Here is a 17529-nt window from a genome sequence, read left to right on the forward strand (position 1 = left end):
TGTTTGCTACTGTAACATTATTGACGTACAGGCTTCTCTACATCTTCTTTTCTATACTTTTGTTTTGTTGCTTCTCCCCCTCTTAAATGACGAATAGACTTATGATAATCAAGAATTTCTTTCACTTCATTTGCGAGCTCTGGATTAATTTCTGGTAGACGTTCTGTTAAATCTTTATGGACTGTACTCTTTGATACCCCAAATTCCTTTGCAATGACACGCACTGTCTTTCTTGTCTCCACGATATACTTACCAATCTTGATAGTTCTCTCTTTGATGTAATCGTGCACACCACTCGCCTCCCTAATTTGGATGTGAGAAGGGTGAAATGAGCCTCGCTGCATACGACTAAGAAGTAAGTGTGAGTGCTGTTTGTAAGCGTTAAACATTCTTGGATTTATAATGAAATGATTCACGATTTCTCACCTCAAACACTCTCTTTGCTTTGGTTTATACCATTGTATTGCCCGCACTACTGATATATGCTACATGTTCACTATTTTTGCGGACTAAGTTAAGAAAAATTACGTTTTTTTGTGAGAAATACGTTAAAACTGACTATTATAGCGAAAAAAAATGACACCTTGTATAAAAGGTGTCATTCTTCTCGTTCCAATTCTTCTTCTAACAATTGATGGTGGGGAACCTCTTTCTTACCGGCAATGTAATAATATAAAGTGAATAAAACAAACAATAAAATAATAGCAGTCGACAGAACAAACAAAAATGACACAGTATCCCCTCCCTTTTGTAATATATATTCGAGAATCTCGTCATTTTTCCTTGTTATTGCAACTTTTTTCTCGAAATTGAGTATTTTTATATAAAAATAAAAAAATCAGCTCCCCTAGTGGGAACTGATTTTTTCACTTCATTATTCTTGTGAAGAAGAATCGTTAGATGATTCTGTAGAACCATTTGTTGATTTTTCTTCTTTCTTCGGTTCTTCTTTTTTGTCACTAGTTGAACCGCTTGTTGATTTCTCTTCTTTTTGAGACTTGTCTTCTGTTTTACTTTCAGGTTTCGTGCTCGTTGACTTCTCTTCTTTTTGAGATTTGTCATCAGCTTTTTTACCAGAAGCATTCGTAGCCTTTGCAGCACCTGCATCAGCTTTAATTTCTGTTACTGATTTATTTAAGTAACGTTCAGGGTTCACAGCCACATTGTCTTTACGTACTTCAAAGTGAACGTGAGAACCTGCCTCTTTATTCATTGCACTTAGACCGGATGTTCCTAATACTTCACCTTGTGCAACTCTTGCACCTTTTTCTACTTTCACACTGCCTAAGCTTTGATAAGATACCGCTACACCATTTCCACTATCAACTGTTACAACATAACCAAGAAGTGAATCTTTTTCAGCTTTCGTTACTGTACCACTTAAAGCAGCAGCAACATTGAATTCTTTTCCATTCTTCGCAGCAATGTCAATTCCTTTGTTCGGGGAATATGTGTTGTTATAAAAGACAAGTGCTTTTTCTTGTTCCGCCTCAGTTGCTGCATCTTCATAGAATTTCTTCTGTACGACTACTTCCGCATTCGCGGCAGCTGGCATTTTCACTACTTCTGAAGATTTTGTTACTGGTACTGCTGGATCTTCCGATTGTGTATACGGTGTTGCTTGATCGTGGTTTGGAGTCTTCTTCGGATTAGCTCCTTGGAACCATAGCGCAACCATTAAGATTACCGCTGCACAAGCAATGTATAGTGCCGGAAACACCCATCTTTTTTGAAATAAATGTACTACCTTTTGCGACTTTTTATTATTTCTTCCTCGCATTCCATCATCACCTCAGCAATCATTTTGAACAATATTCACGTATCCTATACAACGTATAACTAATTACTTTTCGACAAAATCTGTAAAAATATGTATGAGAATTGCAAAATTTCCGAGGAAATGATAGAAAAAAGAAAAAACTGAGCACTTTTGGCTCAGTTTTTAGTCTAATTGTTTCTTTTTATATACGATTAAACATACAAAGAGCGATATAATAAGCCAAACTGCAACATTTAATACATGCCCACTAATACTACTAAATCCCGCCCCACCTACTAAGCTGTTAAGTGCTTTCACAATATGAGATGTTGGAAGATATCCAATCATCGTCTTAATTACTTTATTTTCAACCATTGGCTCAAACTGTACAGCCAAATACATCGTCATTAATATCGGCATTCCAATTATTGATGTTTGTGGTACAGATGCAGCTAACAATCCAATCATTGTTCCAATCACAATAAATAGAATTGTTCCACATAAGAAAATAAATCCTAGCAATAATAGATTTCCACTGAATTGATCCAAAATAAATAAGTTCACAATACAAATGCCCAATGTCAAACATGCTGTTAATATACTTTTTCCAAGTAGAACTTCAACCGAAGATGCCGGTGATAGCATTAATACACGCAATGTATGTTTTTCTTTTTCTTCTGCAATTACCATAGATTGAACAAAGCCTGCGACAAATAGGAAGGCCGTTATAGTAGTAATGCCTAACATTTCCTTTCCCGCTCCAAATCTGCTAAACAAAAATGAAAGTATAATTGGTAAAAATGCCATTAACAACACTTGTGAATTTGTCTTAAAATCTTGTACTTCTTTTCTAAAAATAGCTGATACACGTCTCATTGAAAATGTCATTATAATCCCCTCCCAGTAACTTCAATAAAAATATCGCCTAAAGTTGGTTCGTGTGAATGAATGGATAGTAATTCTCCTTTGTTCATCCATTCTGAAATACGTTTTGCACCTAATTCATCTTTTTGTACCGTTTCTTTCTTCTTATCCTTTAACACGACTTGTATTTGATCTTTCGCGTATTGTAAGCGAAGGTTCTCCGGTGTATCAAGTGCTACAATCTCTCCGCCACACAGGAAGGCAATGCGGTTACAAAGCGTTTCTGCTTCGTCCATGTTGTGAGTCGTTAAGAAAATCGTCGTTCCTTCTTTATTTAAGTCTTTTAAGATTTTATGAATGTTTTGTACGTTTACTGGATCAAGTGCAGATGTTGGTTCGTCTAAGAAGAGGATATCTGGTTTATGAAGGATTGCTCTTGCTAGTGTGACGCGTTGCTTCATTCCCTTTGATAATTTTTTTACTGGTGTTTTTTTATCATCTAATAAATTCACTTGTGCTAGTACTTCATCGATTCGTTCTTTTTTGCAATCGTATAAGTCACAAAATAATAGTAAGTTATCATAAATGCTAAGTCTTTCATATAAGCCGCTGTTATCTGTTAAAATACCAATTCGTTTGTAATCGATGCTACTTGGTCCTGTAATATCTTTCCCTAATACTCTTACCGTTCCAACACTATGAAGCAATTGAGAAGTTAAAATTTTTACTGTTGTCGTCTTACCAGATCCACTCGGTCCAAGGAATCCGAATATCTCTCCTTGCTTCACCTCAATATTTACATTTCGAAGTGCCGTTTTTCCACTGAAACTTTTCATTACATCTTTCATTTCAATTGCCAATGTCATTTCTTCATCCCCTTTGTTTTTCTTCTTTATAGATGAAAGTCGCTTTAGCGCTTTTCGTTCGTTTGTTTCGCTTTTCTTGACTCAATCATATGAAAAACAAAGGGTAGGCGCATTAAAATACCGGTAAAAGGAGTATTTTTACCGGTGAATGAATCGCATGTTGAGCTTATTGGAGCACTTTTATAGTCCAATAACACCTTTTAATTCATCCATTCGTCCTTTTGAAAGCGGGATTGAACTTTTTCTTTCGTCGTCTAAAATTAAGCTAAAACTGTTACGAGTCCAAGTAATCACTTCTCGCACTCTTTGTAAATTCACAAGGTACGAGCGATGACATCTAAAGAAACCAAAACCTGTTAACCTTGCTTCTAGTTCACCTAATGTTAAAGCGCATACGAAATCTCCTTCACGAACGTGAATATGTGTTACTCCGTTTTGTGTTTCAATGAAATGGATTTCCATCGGATCAAGTAAAATGATTTTATCGTTCACTTTCGCAGGTATTCTTTCTAACTTCATTTGAGGAATTATTTGAACGACCTTCTCTTCATCGACTTCTTCTGCTTCCTCTTGTTCAATTTCTACTTTTTTCACACCATCGTTGTTTAATATGTATACATCCTCTGTTAACGAAAGGGCATCCGATAGGAAAGATGACGTAATAAAGATTGCCTTTCCTTGCTCTTTCATTTTCATAATTGCTTTTCGAATAATAATCGTACTCTCTATATCTACATTTTGCTCTGGCTCTTCCAAAATGACTAAATCTGGATGATGAATCATAATTCGTCCTATATGAAGACGGCGCTTCTCTGAAAATGACAATTTTTCTATTTTAACGTTTAGTTTATCTAGGAGACCAACATACTGTACGACTTCTTCTATACTTACCTTTGATTCATAAAGTCCTAATAGAAACTTAAAGTATTCCTTCACCTTCAAACGATCATATGCTTCATCTTTCAAAAAACAAAAACCGATGCGAGAATAATTTTTCTTTCCAATTGCTTCCCCTTCAAACAGTACGTTGCCAGTTGAAGCTTCTTCTTCACCAATAATAATGCGGTGTAACACTTTAGCTGTATGATTATTGCATTGCAAAACAATACATTGTCCTTTTTCAACCTTTAGCTCAATTTCCGGTAACTGGTTCGTCTTCCCTAACTGTTTCAACTCTAGTAACGCCATTTCATCTCCCCCAAATGCCTTTTTATCCTATTATATCAAACAGTTAATGGAAAATTATGATATTTTAAACAGAAAAAAATAGGTGCCAGAGTTCTGCACCTATTTCTTCACCATCAGTTTTCCTTCATAATCATTCATCGTCTTTATTTCAACGCCTTTATAGTAATGAGCGACGATATCTGTATATTTCTTTCCTTCCGCTGCCATGCCGTTCGCCCCGTATTGACTCATACCAACGCCGTGACCGAAGCCTTTCGTTGTAACGATGATTTTATCTCCTTGTTGTTTCCACGTGAAATCAGAAGAACGTAAATCTAACTTTTCACGAACTTCTTTTCCTGTTAATGTTTTCCCTTGAAAAGCTACATCCTTTACGCGCTTTCCTTCCGTAAGGTCTTTAATATTTCCAACCTTCCCGTCTGCTAGCACTTTCACACCGAGACGTTTTTGAAAATCAGCTACTGTAAATGTTTGCTCGCTCGTAAACTTTGGAGAGGCTTGATCCCACGGACTATCTACACTTTTCAAGTACGGATAATCATTTCCCCAATAGTCAGCTGCATTTTCTGTTCGGCCATTACTCGTTGAAAAGAAGGATGCTGAAATTGGTTTTCCATCATACGTTAAAACTTGTCCTGCTGTTTTCGAAACGGCTTCTTCGATTTTCTTCAAATTATTTTCGTAGTTATTACCCCATTGCTTCTTCAATTCATCTTTGCTTTTGTACACTTGATCTTTCACCGTATCTGTCACGTCCGCATTATTTTTCTTTCCTCCGCTTAGCATACGTTGTACTACAAATGTTCTCGCTGCTAATGCCTGCGCCTTTAGTGCCTCTATTTCAAAACTGGCATTCATCTCAGAAGCTACTACACCTGTCACATACTCCTCCACTGGTAATGTTTCTACCTTCTTCTGTTTTTCGCGATATACAGCAACTTGAACAGCTGTATCTACTTTTCCTGGAGCTGGTATGCTTTCTATCGCTGGAGGAGTTTTAGAGGCCGTTTCTTCCCCTACTTTTGCTTTCGCAAATGGAATAACAAGGGCTGCAGGTACAATGATAACGAGCGCTATTAAGAGCGCTACTGTAATAAAAAGTGGCTTTGAAAATTTCATCCTATTTTCCCCCAATATAAAAGCTTTACTCCATTCATTCTTATGGAACAACTCTTTCTTTTAGAACATACTTAAGGGGAAGAGTATAAAACAGAAATTTTCTAAATATTTTTACTGGTACGTGCATAAGTATAGAATTTATTGACTATAACAGTAATAACCAAAAAAAATAGCCCCTATGTCAAAAGACATAGAGACTATTTCAATTAAGCGTGAAGATCAGAAACTTCTTGTTCTTTCACTTCTTCTACTTTTTCGTTTACACGTTCAATAGTTGCACCTAATGCAGCTAATTTCTTATGGAAGTTTACATAGCCACGGTCAAGATGTTTTAACTCAGTTACACGAGTATAACCTTCTGATACTAAACCAGCTAAGATTAATGCAGCTGCAGCACGTAAGTCAGTTGCTGCTACTTCAGCACCTTGTAAGCTGTTTGGACCGTTCATAATAACAGAACGACCTTCAATTTTAATATCAGCATTCATACGACGGAATTCTTCAACGTGCATAAAGCGGTTTTCGAATACCGTTTCTGTAATCATGCTTGTTCCATCAGCTTGTAGTAATAATGCCATCATTTGTGATTGCATGTCTGTTGGGAAACCTGGGTGAGGCATAGTTTTAATGTCAACCGCTTTTAACTTATCTGGGCCGATAACACGTACACCTTCGTTTTCCTCAATAATTTTAACACCCATTTCTTCCATTTTCGCTGTAATTGAGCGTAAATGTTCAGGTACAGCATTTTCAATTAAGATGTCTCCACCAGTAATTGCTGCTGCAACCATGAATGTTCCCGCTTCAATACGGTCAGGAATAATAGAGTGGTTTGCACCATATAATTTATCAACGCCTTCGATACGAATCGTTCCAGTTCCAGCTCCGCGTACTTTCGCGCCCATCGCATTTAAGAAGTTAGCTAAGTCAACGATTTCTGGTTCTTTCGCTGCGTTTTCAAGAATTGTTGTCCCTTTTGCTAATGTAGCTGCAGACATAATGTTTTCTGTCGCGCCTACGCTTGGGAAGTCTAAGTAGATTTTAGCTCCTTTTAGTTCTCCCTCAACATATGCCTCAACAAAACCGTTACCAACCTGTACTTTCGCTCCCATTGCTTCGAAGCCTTTTAAATGTTGGTCAATTGGACGTGAACCAATTGCACATCCACCAGGAAGTGCAATACGAGCACGACCGTTACGTGCTAATAATGGTCCCATTACTTGAACAGATGCACGCATTTTACGTACATATTCAAATGGTGCTTCAATGTTTAGTTCTTTAGAAGAATCGATTGTTACTTGATTATTTTCAAATACGACTTCAGCATTTAAATGACGTAATACCTCATTAATTGTGTATACATCAGACAAAACTGGTACTTCAGATAGTACATTCTTTCCATCACTCGCTAATAGGGCTGCAGCGATTATAGGTAATACAGCATTTTTTGCGCCCTCAACACGCACTGTGCCGTTTAACCGCTTTCCGCCACGGACGATGATCTTTTCCAAATTATTCCCCTCCGTGTCCTTTTTTCAGTATCTATTCACTCAATACTCAGAAGTTATGATCGGTGTGCCAACCACAATTGTATCTTTGTTGTCTGTAGAACGTATTGCTATTTGCACATTTATTTTCTCTCTATTTGTTGAAAGAGCGTCATCCCACTTTTTATTGTATGCGGAGACTGACACAAATGCTCTTTCTTCTACTTGTTCGATCGCTCTTGCTGAAAGATCTTTCAAAACCTGATTGGTTTTATTTTGCAAAACACCTTCAATCTTATCATTCAGTACACCTTGAACACAAGTGTAAATTATAGGTTTTTCACTAAAAATTTTATTCATGTTTTGAACATACTTCGGGTCCCATTTCGCCCCACTTACTTCAAAGATAATGAAAGTGTTTTCTTTAGTATTTTCTTTACTCCAAGTTACTACTACTCGTTCTTCATAAGAAGAAAGCTTTTTATAGGATGTAGCTTTATATCCATCTGGAGATTGCTCTACTTCCCACTTTTGAATATTTGCCTTTTCCTTCACATCGTTTAACAACTTTTGAAACGTATGTATGTTAGAAATTGTTTTTGTTTCTCTCGCTAACCATGACCATTTTTCTACTTTAGCATCATTTTTCTCTAAAGCCTTGATCATGCTCTCCATTTTCTGTTCATCGCTTATCGGTTTCATCTCTCTATATCCAACCAAAAATAAAACAACACTAAGTGCAACAATAAGAATGGCTTTAAGCTTCAATTTCATCCCCTCCTATCCCCATTGTTAACGGAGATTTGAGGTTCTATACACTTACTTTACTAAATACGTTAAACTCTTCGAATAGCCTAAATAATCAAGGAAAAAGTTACTTACAGATGTCCCAATTGCAATTGTAATTAAGATGAGTAATACTCGCGTCTGCAGCACTTTTCCGGACTTCATTAAACGCTCAATGTGAATGCCTTGTAAGGCCCACCACGTAATGGTAATAAACAATAAATGCGAAACAATGGCAATCAGTGCTTGTTGCCCTAAAAGTTGTGCCAAAAAATCGACCCCTTTTTACTCAGCTACTACTTATGAAAGAATATAAAAACGATACCATAATAAGTAGGAGCTACACTTTTTCAAATGCACATAGACATCTTACATTTTACATCGTGATTTTCTTTCCAAAAACGTATATCTACATTACAAGTTAACACAAAATAAAAAGCGCAGAGTACTGACTCCACACCTTTTATTTTCACTATTGTACCACGTTCCCTAAGAAGAAGAAATCTTTCATTAATGGAAAATATTCATAAAAGAAATTGTACCCAATCATCGGCATAATCCCTAGTATTACAATCGAAATTGCACAAAGACTCATAACAACCTTTATATTTAACGGTAACCGTATCCTCTCTTCTGTCTCTCCTGTGCGGAAAAACATTTGTTGTAAAATACGGAAATAATATACGAATGAAACAACTGTCGTACCCATCATAATCGAAGCTAGTACGTAATGTGCTGGCTCTACATGAAGCGCGCCTAAAAAGATATTAATCTTTCCAATGAAGCCAGCCGTTCCTGGTATCCCAGCCAACGATAAAATAAAAATTGTCATCATAATCGCTGCAAATGGCGACCTTTTATATAAACCTGTGAAAATCGTTATATTTTCCTCATCATTTTGTAAGATTAAGCCGTGGATGATAGCAAATGCACCTATATTCATAAGCATGTATGCCAGCATATAAAACCACATGCTATCCATCGTAAATGGTGATAATGCCACAAGTGGAACGAGTAAATACCCTGCATGAGCAATGCCCGAATAAGCAAATAAACGCTTTATATTGTATTGTTTTAACGCGACTACATTCCCAACAATCATCGTAATACTTGCTAGCACCGCAATATATATACTCATATGCCCATATAAAGATTGCATATCTCCTTGTATTAATACACTTGCAAAAACCATAAGGAACAAACGAATAATGAGTAGGAAACCAGCAATTTTAGAAATCGTTCCAAGAAAAGCAGTAACAGGTGTAGCCGCTCCTTCATACACATCAGGTGCCCACATATGAAACGGCACTGTGGCAATTTTAAATGAGAGACCAACTAGCAATAAAAGAAATGCGAGAGCTAACAATAACTGAATACCACTAGCGAGTTCCCCAGTGAGTACCTTTTGCATATCTACAATGTTAGTTGAACCTGTAATACCGTATAAATAACTCATTCCGAAGAGCGTAATCGCCGTTCCAATTCCTCCGCTAATGACGTATTTCATTGCCGCTTCATTTGATGCACGGCTCTTTTTTCGTATTCCTACTAAAATATAGGAAGAAAGTGAAAGTAACTCCAAACCAACGAAAAGGGTAATGAAATCAACACTAGAAGCCATGAACATCGCACCAAGAAGTGCCATTAAAAATAAGTAATAATATTCACCCTTATCTTCAATTGGATTCTTCTTATCATCGCTCATTGCGGTGCATAAAATGAGAGCTGAGGCACCTAATAGCAACGTTTTAAACCCTTTTGAAAATCCATCTAACACAAACGATCCATTTAAAATATCTCCTGCTGGTTCGCTATATAGAGTAATTAATGACACGATTGCCAATACGATGGCAGCAATCGCACCAAAAGCTACATATCTATGGTTCAGCTTAAAAAACAAATCACATATGGAAAGAAGGATGGCGGCGCCGAGAATAATAAATTCTGGCACCATTAGATGCCACGATAAACTAAGTAACGTATTCATATCCATCCTACTTCACCCCCAATGTTTTCAATGTATTTTGAAGCGGATCCCCTAGTATTTCTGGCATAACTCCAATTGCAATAATACAAAAGATAAGTAGTAAAACAGGGACATACTCCCATCCGTGTATATCAGTTTTTGCTTCCCACTCTTTCTTTCCAAATGTCACTTGAAGTGTCGCCCTTAATACATATACAGCGGTTAAAATGATGCCAATCACACCGACTGCAGCAATGACGGGCTCTCCTTGAAATAAACCGAGAAAGGCAAGAAATTCACTGACAAACCCAGACATCCCTGGTAATCCAAGCGAGGCCATTCCTCCTGCTAAAAAGAATCCGCTAAGTATCGGTACACTTTTCGCAAGTCCGCCTAGCACCGTAATATCCGAAGTTCCAAATCGTTGTTCTATAACACCCAGTAGGAAGAAGAGCAAGGCTGCAATTAAACCATGTGATACAACTTGGAATAACGCTCCTTGTGTACCAGGTGCATTAAGTGACGCAAGTCCCATTAACACAATTCCCATATGCGAAATACTAGAGTAAGCCAGTACTTTCCTAAAGTCCGTTTGGATGAGCGCTAAAAAGGCACCGTATAGTAGATTAATTACGCCTAATATCGCAATTAGCGTTGCAACATCGTGAAAATATTCCGGGAATAGCCCTTTCCCGAAGCGAATAATACCGTACGCTCCAATCTTTAGCAAAACACCCGCATGAAGCATAACTACAGCTGGATGCGCTTCTATGTGTACATTGACCATCCAGCGGTGCAACGGAAAAACAGGTAGTTTAATTGCAAAGGCAATCATTATGGCAATAAATACACTAAGCTGCAAACTACTTGGGATGACGAGTGCTCCCTCTGCACTTACGCTTCTTAATATCTCTTTCAGCTCCACAATATTTGTTGTACCTGTTTTCGCGAACAAAATTGAGAAAACAATGAGCAAAATAGCTGAGCCAATACCGTTATATATTAAATAACTATACGCAGCCTTTTCACTCGACAATTTTCCCCACTTTCCAATTAATAAGAACATTGGTGGCAACGTAATTTCAAAGAAGATAAAAAACAACATTAAGTTTTGAGCAGCAAAGACGCCGAGCATTCCTATTTCTAGCATAAGTAACAGCATATAAAATGCTTTTAAGTTTCTTTTAATAGAAAAGGCTGCAATTGCTGCAAGCATCGCTAGAAGAGCCGTCAGTACCATCATGACAAGCGACAAACCATCAATACCGAGCTCGTAATAAATAGAAAACCACCTTTTATCCACCGCTGTAAAATCGCCGAACTTAATCCATTTCACCTTTTCATCAAATAGGGACAAATTCTTTCCAGAAGCATATGTACAAGCGAGGACGATAGCGATTCCAAATGGAAGTGCCGTCCCAAATAAGCCAAGCGCCCGCACTGTACGCAATTCCTTTTTCGGTGTTAATACAAGCAATAAAATTCCTAAAAGCGGGGAAAAAATGAAGAACGTTAACAACAAATCATTCATCGTAAATCCCCTCCCGTATAGAGCAAAATAATGACGAGTACAGCGAGCGAAACCGCTGTTACAGTACCGTACACTTGTACATTCCCGTTTTGAAGTTTCGATCCAAGATTACTTGTGCCTTTAACTACACTTCCAATTAAAACTGCAATTCCTTCGACTACATACACTTCAAATAAGCGAAGCACATGAGCGATTCCTTTCGTAATAGGGATCACCGTCATGTTGTATAGTTCATCCACATAATATTTTTCTTTCAAAAGATTATAAAGAGATGTTTCCGTACCCCCAGCCCAATCTCTAGAAATTGATTTCTTGCCATATATGAAATATGCAAGAGCGATTCCCGCAAATGAAACGAGTGTCGCAACAATCATAATCCCAACTGGTCCATGCGCTTCTTCAACCTTAAACCCTACATCTTTCGTCAACCAATCTCCGAGAAATGTCCCAAACCATGGTGTATTTATATATCCTGCCACTACCGCAAGAACGCCGAGAACAATCATTGGATACGTCATAACGCGAGGCGATTCATGCACTTCTTCCTTCGTCTTCGTTTCTCCAGTAAAGACAAGAAAGTATAGGCGGAACATATAAAATGCTGTTAAAAACGCCGCAATTACCGCTAAAGTAAATAAAACGTAATTGCCATTCATCCACGTCGCCGCTAAAATTTCATCTTTGCTGAAAAAACCGGAAAGCAGCGGAACACCGCTAATGGCAAGGGTACCTATTAAAAATAGCGTACCAGTTACTTTCATCTTCTTCTGTAAACCGCCCATTTTATTAATGTTTTGCGTATGCACAGCATGAATTACACTTCCTGCTGCCAAAAATAGTAGTGCTTTAAAAAAAGCGTGTGTCGTTAAATGGAATATACCAGCTACATAGCCGGCAGAACCTAACGCGAGCATCATATACCCGAGCTGGCTAACTGTAGAATAAGCAAGCACCCTCTTTATATCTGTTTGCACAAGACCAATAGAGGCCGCAAAGATTGCAGTGAAAGCTCCAACGATTGCCACTGTCTGCATCGCCACTGTACTTGCTGAAAATAGAGGGAACATCGTCGCTACTAAATATACGCCAGCTGCGACCATCGTCGCCGCGTGAATAAGTGCCGAAACGGGCGTTGGCCCTTCCATTGCATCTGGCAACCACGTATGAAGCGGGAACTGACCTGATTTCCCCATCGCCCCGATAAAAATTAATATCGCTGTTATTGTAATCATGTAAGGAGGTAGATCCCCTGTATAAATCGCCCTAAATATTGCGTCATATTCAAAACTACCTGCGTACCAAAAAATTAAAATCATCCCGATAAATAAACCAACATCCCCAATACGGGTCATAATAAAAGCCTTTTTTGCAGCAGCCTTCGCTTCTTCTTTAAAGAAATAAAAACCGATAAGTAAAAATGAACCAAGGCCAACTAATTCCCAAAATATATAAAGCTGTAATAAATTCGTTGATATAACAAGCCCTAACATCGCAAATGTAAAGAGTCCTAAATATGCGTAAAAGGTTGGTAATCGTTCATCACCTTTCATATAACCTTTCGAATACACATGTACAAGTAGACTCACAAGCGTCACGATAAATAACATTAAAGCTCCTAATGCAGTCACTTCAAAGCCGAATGATATATCCACATCTCCAGCTCTAAGCCACACCCACTTATGCTTCACGCTTGCTTCTGAAAACCTTTCTATTAACACAAGTACCGCAAGTATAAAGGAGAGAAAGACGAAAAAAATACTAAGTACGCTGCTTCCTTCTCTAATTTTCTTCCCGAATATAATAAGTAACAAAAACGAAACGAGTGGGAAAAGCGGTATGAGCCATGCATAATCGATCATTGTTTCCTTCCCCCTTTTTCGGTCACAATGCTATCCTTTAAGCGTATCCATTTCATCCACCTGAACTGTTGTACGATTACGATATAAAGCAATTAAAATAGCGAGTCCTACCGCCGCTTCCGCTGCCGCTACAGCCATCGTAAACAGTGAGAAAATTTGACCTGTTAAATTCGGAAATAAGCCTAATTTACTAAACGCCACTAAGTTTAAATTGGCAGCATTCAGCATTAATTCGATACAAACTAATACGATTACTGTATTCCGCTTTGTTAAAGCTCCAAATAGACCGATGCAAAACAAAATAATCGCAAGTGTTAAATATGCAGAAGCTGGAACGCTACTCATTGGAATCCTCCTCTTTCTCATCCTTTTTCGCAAGTACAATCGCGCCAACGAGTGCTACAAGTAAAATAACTGAAGTTAGTTCAAATGGGATAATATATTTTGAATAGAGAAGCGTACCGATTTGAAGTGTGTTGTTTTCATGGAGAGGTAAACTTCCTTGTGTGCTTTCATTTGCAAAATCAACATTATTAACAGCGAAATACATAACCGCTCCAAATGCTACAACTGCAAAGAAGATAATCAATTTTCGAAGAGTAAGACGCGATTCATTTTCCGCGTTATGTTTCGTTAACATAATGCCGAAAATCATAATAATTGTGATTGCACCAGAGTAAAGTAAAATTTGTGCAACGCCTATAAATTCAGCTGATAAAAGAAAATACAAACCTGCAATGCTGAGAAATGTCAGAACGAGAGCTAGCATCATGTGCATAACTTTCGTTAAGTTCAACATAAGAACACCACCGATAATTGCAGACAAGGATAGTATAAAGAATGCTACAAACTCGCCATTCATGCTTTATTCTCCTTCCTGACGTTTTCGTCGTTTTCGTCAAGCCACTGCAAATTTTTAAATAAATCATCACGTGAATATTCCGCGAGCTCAAAGTTATTTGTCATAACAATCGCCTCTGTCGGACAAACTTCTGTACATAAATCACACAGAATACAAATTTCAAAATTAATATCATACGTGTCGATAATTTTTCCTTTTTTCGTAGGATCCGGATGTTTCTTTCCTGTTAACTGAATACAGTCTGTCGGACAAATGTTAGAGCACTGATTACAAACAATACACTTTTCCGGATAAAACTTTTGAATACCTCGAAAGCGGTCTGGCAACGGCAACGGTTGATTCGGATAATCGTAAGTCACCTTCTTCTTACTCAAATTGCTTAATGTATATTTTAATCCTTTAAATAGTCCTTTCATCTCTTACTGGCACCCCCCTCATAGATTAGAAGAATAACTCCTTAATCAATGCCGTTAAGAAAATATTCGCAAGTGCAATTGGCAATAATACTTTCCAGCCAAACTCCATTAACTGGTCACCTCTTATACGCGGAAACGTAACGCGGAACCAAATTAATAGAAAGACTACACTGCTAAATTTCAAAGCAAACCATACAGCTCCTGGGATAAATCCAAGGAACATAACTGGATTCCATCCACCTAAAAAGAGCACTGTAATTAAAGATGCCATCCCGAAGAAATATACGTACTCTGAAAGCATGAAAAACGCCCAGCGAAAACCTGAGTATTCCGTATGATATCCAGAAACAAGTTCTGACTCCGCTTCTGGCAAATCGAATGGCGTTCTATTTAACTCTGCAACTGCTGCGATTAAGAAAACGACGAAGCCAATTGGCTGTACGAAAATGTACCAAACCTTCTCCTGCGCCGCTACAATCTCATTTAAATTCAGACTACCAGCTAGCAAAACGATACCAATTACACTCATTACGAGCGGAATCTCATAAGAAATCATTTGCGCCGCCGCACGCATCCCTCCTAAAAGGGAATATTTATTATTCGATGCCCATCCCCCAGTTACAACACCTATCGTCGTAATACCGGAAACAGCGATATAATAAAGTAACCCGACTCCAATATCTGCAAATTGAAATTTATCAGTGAACGGGATAACTGCAAGCACCATAAATGCTGGTGCAAATGCAATGACAGGTGCTAATATAAACAGCGGTTTATCTGCTGCTTTCGGAATACTATCTTCTTTCAATAATAGTTTTAAAACATCAGCTACCGTTTGCAGTAAACCAAATCGGCCTCCAACCTGGTTTGGACCAATCCGCCCTTGCATAAACCCCATCACTTTCCGTTCTGCCAAGATTCCATATGTAACGAAGCCAAGGACTGCAAATAGTAGAAGTACCGCTAATCCGAAAAAAATGAAGAAATTCGTCCAGCTTGAAGGTGATTGTAAGAGCGTCTCAATCATTAGCCATCAACCTCCCCAAGTACAATATCAACTCCACCTAAAATCGTAATTAAATTAGCGATGTTTTCACCTTTCAATAACTTCGGTAAAATTTGCAAGTTATAAAAAGATGGCCTACGAAACTTCAAACGGTACGGCTCTTTCTTTCCGTCACTAGCGATATAACACCCAATCTCTCCGCGCGGCGATTCGATACGTACAAATGCTTCTCCTTTAGGTGCCTTAATAATTTTCGGTACTTTTGCCAGCACAGCTCCATCTTTCGGGAACTGCTGAACCGCTTGCTCAACAATCTTTAAAGACTCCTCGATTTCTTGCATTCGGCAAACGTAGCGATCCCAAGCATCTCCCACGCTTCCAACAGGAATATCAAAATCAAAACGATCATAAATCGAATACGGCTCATCTTTGCGAAGATCCCAGTTTACTCCAGTGCACCGCAAATTTGCTCCGCTTAAAGAATACGAAATCGCTTCTTCCGCGCTATATATACCAACGCCTTTCACACGATTTAAGAAAATCTCATTACCGCTAACAAGATCATGATAACCTGCCAGTTGCTCTCTCATATACGGAACAAACTCTTCCACCTTTTCAATCCAACCATCTGGCGCATCCCACTTCACACCACCAACTCTCATATAGTTAAAAGTAAGCCGTGCCCCGCATAATTCATTTAATAAATTTATAATCATCTCTCGTTCACGAAAAGCGTACAAAAACGGGCTAACCGCTCCTATATCAAGAAGATTCGTCCCCCACCAAACGAGATGGCTCGCAATTCTTCCTAGCTCCATCGCAAGTACTCGCAAGTATTCGGCACGCTCTGGAATTTCAAGCCCCATCATCGTCTCTACAGCATGGCAAATGACGTAATTATTCGTCATAGCTGATAAATAGTCCATTCGATCTGTATAAGGGATAATTTGCGTATACTGTAAGCTCTCAGCGATTTTTTCCGTCCCGCGATGTAAATACCCAATAACAGGTGTAGCTTCTTTAATAATTTCCCCGTCAATCTTAATTACGAGCCTGAACACACCATGTGTACTCGGATGCTGAGGTCCTACATTCAAAAGCATCTCTTCCGTGCGGATCATAGCTACACCTCCACATCATACGGTTCATAGTCTTTTCTAAGCGGATATCCTACCCAATCCTCTGGCATTAAAATACGTGTTAAATTCGGATGCCCTTTAAATATAATGCCGAGCAAATCGTATGCTTCTCGCTCCGGCCAGTCAGCCCCTTTCCAAAGCGCTGTCACAGATTCGACTTGCGGCGTTTCTCGGTCTAGCTTTACCTTCACCGCTACCGATTGTTTCTTACTATATGAAAACAAATGAACATACACTTCCATATGTGTCACAAAATCCGTCGCATGTAGCTCTGACATATAATCAAAAGCAAGTCCCTCATGGAATCGCAGTGACTCCATCACTTCATAATATTTTTCGGGATCCACCACAAGAGTTGGCACATCCTTTGACAGTTTATTAATGTAGGAATCTACTAATGCACCCTCTCCTAACTTCTCCCTAATAGCCTCAACATACTGATTTAAATACGGCTGATTTACGGACAGTTCTTCCTGCTTCGGCTCATCCTCTTTCTTACCTTCAGCCCCCTTTGTCTTCGCTCTTGCAGCCGCTGCTGCTTTCGCTTTTGCCGTTGCAATTGCCTTTGCCTTTTCATCTCCCGAATCCCCATCACCTTGCGAGGCTTTCTGCTTCGCCAATGCTGCCGCTTTTGCCTTGGCCGCTGCCACCGCCTTCGCCTTGGCTTTCGCTTTTTCTTCT

General features: G+C 38.6%; 19 protein-coding genes. All 19 read right to left on the reverse strand.

What is annotated here, in order from left to right; all coding sequences use genetic code 11:
• Window positions 1-17: 17 nt before the first annotated feature.
• Window positions 18-290 carry a sporulation transcriptional regulator SpoIIID gene (spoIIID, locus tag HMPREF2590_RS22935; protein WP_000544012.1) on the reverse strand — a complete coding sequence of 91 codons (273 nt, stop codon included), beginning with the start codon at window positions 288-290 and terminating at the stop codon, window positions 18-20.
• A 308-nt stretch (window positions 291-598) separates the two neighbouring features.
• Window positions 599-733, reverse strand: coding sequence for a hypothetical protein (locus HMPREF2590_RS22940; RefSeq protein ID WP_000008903.1), 135 nt, complete (start codon window positions 731-733; stop codon window positions 599-601).
• A gap of 141 nt (window positions 734-874) precedes the next feature.
• A complete protein-coding gene (gene spoIIQ / locus HMPREF2590_RS22945) occupies window positions 875-1780 on the reverse strand; it encodes a stage II sporulation protein SpoIIQ (RefSeq protein ID WP_001214926.1) in 906 nt (301 codons plus the stop codon).
• 162 nt (window positions 1781-1942) lie between these two features.
• Window positions 1943-2647 (reverse strand): ABC transporter permease, encoded by a 705-nt coding sequence (locus HMPREF2590_RS22950; protein WP_000144442.1) that lies wholly within the window; start codon window positions 2645-2647, stop codon window positions 1943-1945.
• Window positions 2647-3489: an ABC transporter ATP-binding protein gene (locus HMPREF2590_RS22955; protein WP_000170864.1), complete on the reverse strand. Its 843-nt coding sequence runs from the start codon at window positions 3487-3489 to the stop codon at window positions 2647-2649. Before HMPREF2590_RS22955 ends, HMPREF2590_RS22950 begins: the two co-directional genes overlap by 1 nt.
• A 180-nt stretch (window positions 3490-3669) precedes the next feature.
• Entirely contained in the window at window positions 3670-4677 is a 1008-nt protein-coding gene (locus HMPREF2590_RS22960) for a LytTR family transcriptional regulator DNA-binding domain-containing protein (protein ID WP_001185959.1), read from the reverse strand.
• Window positions 4678-4776: 99 nt separating this feature from the next.
• Window positions 4777-5796: a stage II sporulation protein D gene (gene spoIID, locus HMPREF2590_RS22965; RefSeq protein WP_000672663.1), complete on the reverse strand. Its 1020-nt coding sequence runs from the start codon at window positions 5794-5796 to the stop codon at window positions 4777-4779.
• Between the two features lie 206 nt (window positions 5797-6002).
• Window positions 6003-7307 carry a UDP-N-acetylglucosamine 1-carboxyvinyltransferase gene (gene murA, locus HMPREF2590_RS22970; protein ID WP_000411274.1) on the reverse strand — a complete coding sequence of 435 codons (1305 nt, stop codon included), beginning with the start codon at window positions 7305-7307 and terminating at the stop codon, window positions 6003-6005.
• A gap of 39 nt (window positions 7308-7346) precedes the next feature.
• On the reverse strand, window positions 7347-8051 hold the full coding sequence (locus tag HMPREF2590_RS22975) for a YwmB family TATA-box binding protein (RefSeq protein ID WP_000767916.1): 705 nt from the start codon (window positions 8049-8051) through the stop codon (window positions 7347-7349).
• Window positions 8052-8102: 51 nt separating this feature from the next.
• Complete coding sequence (locus HMPREF2590_RS22980) at window positions 8103-8339, reverse strand: DUF1146 family protein (RefSeq protein ID WP_000057889.1); 237 nt, start codon at window positions 8337-8339, stop codon at window positions 8103-8105.
• Window positions 8340-8541: 202 nt separating this feature from the next.
• Window positions 8542-10056, reverse strand: a complete 1515-nt coding sequence (gene nuoN / locus HMPREF2590_RS22985) for an NADH-quinone oxidoreductase subunit NuoN (protein WP_002097922.1) — start codon at window positions 10054-10056, stop codon at window positions 8542-8544.
• Between the two features lie 7 nt (window positions 10057-10063).
• Window positions 10064-11566: an NADH-quinone oxidoreductase subunit M gene (locus tag HMPREF2590_RS22990; protein ID WP_000998931.1), complete on the reverse strand. Its 1503-nt coding sequence runs from the start codon at window positions 11564-11566 to the stop codon at window positions 10064-10066.
• Window positions 11563-13425, reverse strand: coding sequence for an NADH-quinone oxidoreductase subunit L (gene nuoL, locus HMPREF2590_RS22995; protein ID WP_000568220.1), 1863 nt, complete (start codon window positions 13423-13425; stop codon window positions 11563-11565). Before nuoL ends, HMPREF2590_RS22990 begins: the two co-directional genes overlap by 4 nt.
• Before the next feature lie 30 nt (window positions 13426-13455).
• Window positions 13456-13770 carry an NADH-quinone oxidoreductase subunit NuoK gene (nuoK, locus tag HMPREF2590_RS23000; protein WP_000100079.1) on the reverse strand — a complete coding sequence of 105 codons (315 nt, stop codon included), beginning with the start codon at window positions 13768-13770 and terminating at the stop codon, window positions 13456-13458.
• Entirely contained in the window at window positions 13763-14287 is a 525-nt protein-coding gene (locus HMPREF2590_RS23005) for an NADH-quinone oxidoreductase subunit J (RefSeq protein ID WP_001012809.1), read from the reverse strand. Before HMPREF2590_RS23005 ends, nuoK begins: the two co-directional genes overlap by 8 nt.
• Window positions 14284-14703, reverse strand: a complete 420-nt coding sequence (nuoI, locus tag HMPREF2590_RS23010; protein WP_000677191.1) for an NADH-quinone oxidoreductase subunit NuoI — start codon at window positions 14701-14703, stop codon at window positions 14284-14286. The genes HMPREF2590_RS23005 and nuoI overlap by 4 nt, the downstream gene beginning before the upstream one ends.
• Before the next feature lie 25 nt (window positions 14704-14728).
• Window positions 14729-15730, reverse strand: coding sequence for an NADH-quinone oxidoreductase subunit NuoH (nuoH, locus tag HMPREF2590_RS23015; RefSeq protein WP_000573426.1), 1002 nt, complete (start codon window positions 15728-15730; stop codon window positions 14729-14731).
• A complete protein-coding gene (nuoD, locus tag HMPREF2590_RS23020) occupies window positions 15730-16830 on the reverse strand; it encodes an NADH-quinone oxidoreductase subunit NuoD (protein ID WP_000621434.1) in 1101 nt (366 codons plus the stop codon). Before nuoD ends, nuoH begins: the two co-directional genes overlap by 1 nt.
• A 2-nt stretch (window positions 16831-16832) precedes the next feature.
• The coding region (locus HMPREF2590_RS23025) for an NADH-quinone oxidoreductase subunit C (protein ID WP_141763550.1) at window positions 16833-17529 on the reverse strand (697 nt) is incomplete at its 5' end.

The organism is Bacillus sp. HMSC036E02, from assembly GCF_001836235.1.
In the GTDB taxonomy this organism is placed as follows: domain Bacteria; phylum Bacillota; class Bacilli; order Bacillales; family Bacillaceae_G; genus Bacillus_A; species Bacillus_A cereus.

What these genes read in the sequence shown, in the direction of transcription:
- spoIIQ (WP_001214926.1), bottom strand. Translation starts at nt 1,780, where the DNA reads ATGCGAGGAAGAAATAATAAAAAGTCGCAAAAGGTAGTACATTTATTT.
- HMPREF2590_RS22950 (WP_000144442.1), bottom strand. Translation starts at nt 2,647, where the DNA reads ATGACATTTTCAATGAGACGTGTATCAGCTATTTTTAGAAAAGAAGTA.
- HMPREF2590_RS22955 (WP_000170864.1), bottom strand. Translation starts at nt 3,489, where the DNA reads ATGACATTGGCAATTGAAATGAAAGATGTAATGAAAAGTTTCAGTGGA.
- HMPREF2590_RS22960 (WP_001185959.1), bottom strand. Translation starts at nt 4,677, where the DNA reads ATGGCGTTACTAGAGTTGAAACAGTTAGGGAAGACGAACCAGTTACCG.
- spoIID (WP_000672663.1), bottom strand. Translation starts at nt 5,796, where the DNA reads ATGAAATTTTCAAAGCCACTTTTTATTACAGTAGCGCTCTTAATAGCG.
- nuoN (WP_002097922.1), bottom strand. Translation starts at nt 10,056, where the DNA reads ATGAATACGTTACTTAGTTTATCGTGGCATCTAATGGTGCCAGAATTT.
- HMPREF2590_RS22990 (WP_000998931.1), bottom strand. Translation starts at nt 11,566, where the DNA reads ATGAATGATTTGTTGTTAACGTTCTTCATTTTTTCCCCGCTTTTAGGA.
- nuoL (WP_000568220.1), bottom strand. Translation starts at nt 13,425, where the DNA reads ATGATCGATTATGCATGGCTCATACCGCTTTTCCCACTCGTTTCGTTT.
- nuoK (WP_000100079.1), bottom strand. Translation starts at nt 13,770, where the DNA reads ATGAGTAGCGTTCCAGCTTCTGCATATTTAACACTTGCGATTATTTTG.
- HMPREF2590_RS23005 (WP_001012809.1), bottom strand. Translation starts at nt 14,287, where the DNA reads ATGAATGGCGAGTTTGTAGCATTCTTTATACTATCCTTGTCTGCAATT.
- nuoI (WP_000677191.1), bottom strand. Translation starts at nt 14,703, where the DNA reads ATGAAAGGACTATTTAAAGGATTAAAATATACATTAAGCAATTTGAGT.
- nuoH (WP_000573426.1), bottom strand. Translation starts at nt 15,730, where the DNA reads ATGATTGAGACGCTCTTACAATCACCTTCAAGCTGGACGAATTTCTTC.
- nuoD (WP_000621434.1), bottom strand. Translation starts at nt 16,830, where the DNA reads ATGATCCGCACGGAAGAGATGCTTTTGAATGTAGGACCTCAGCATCCG.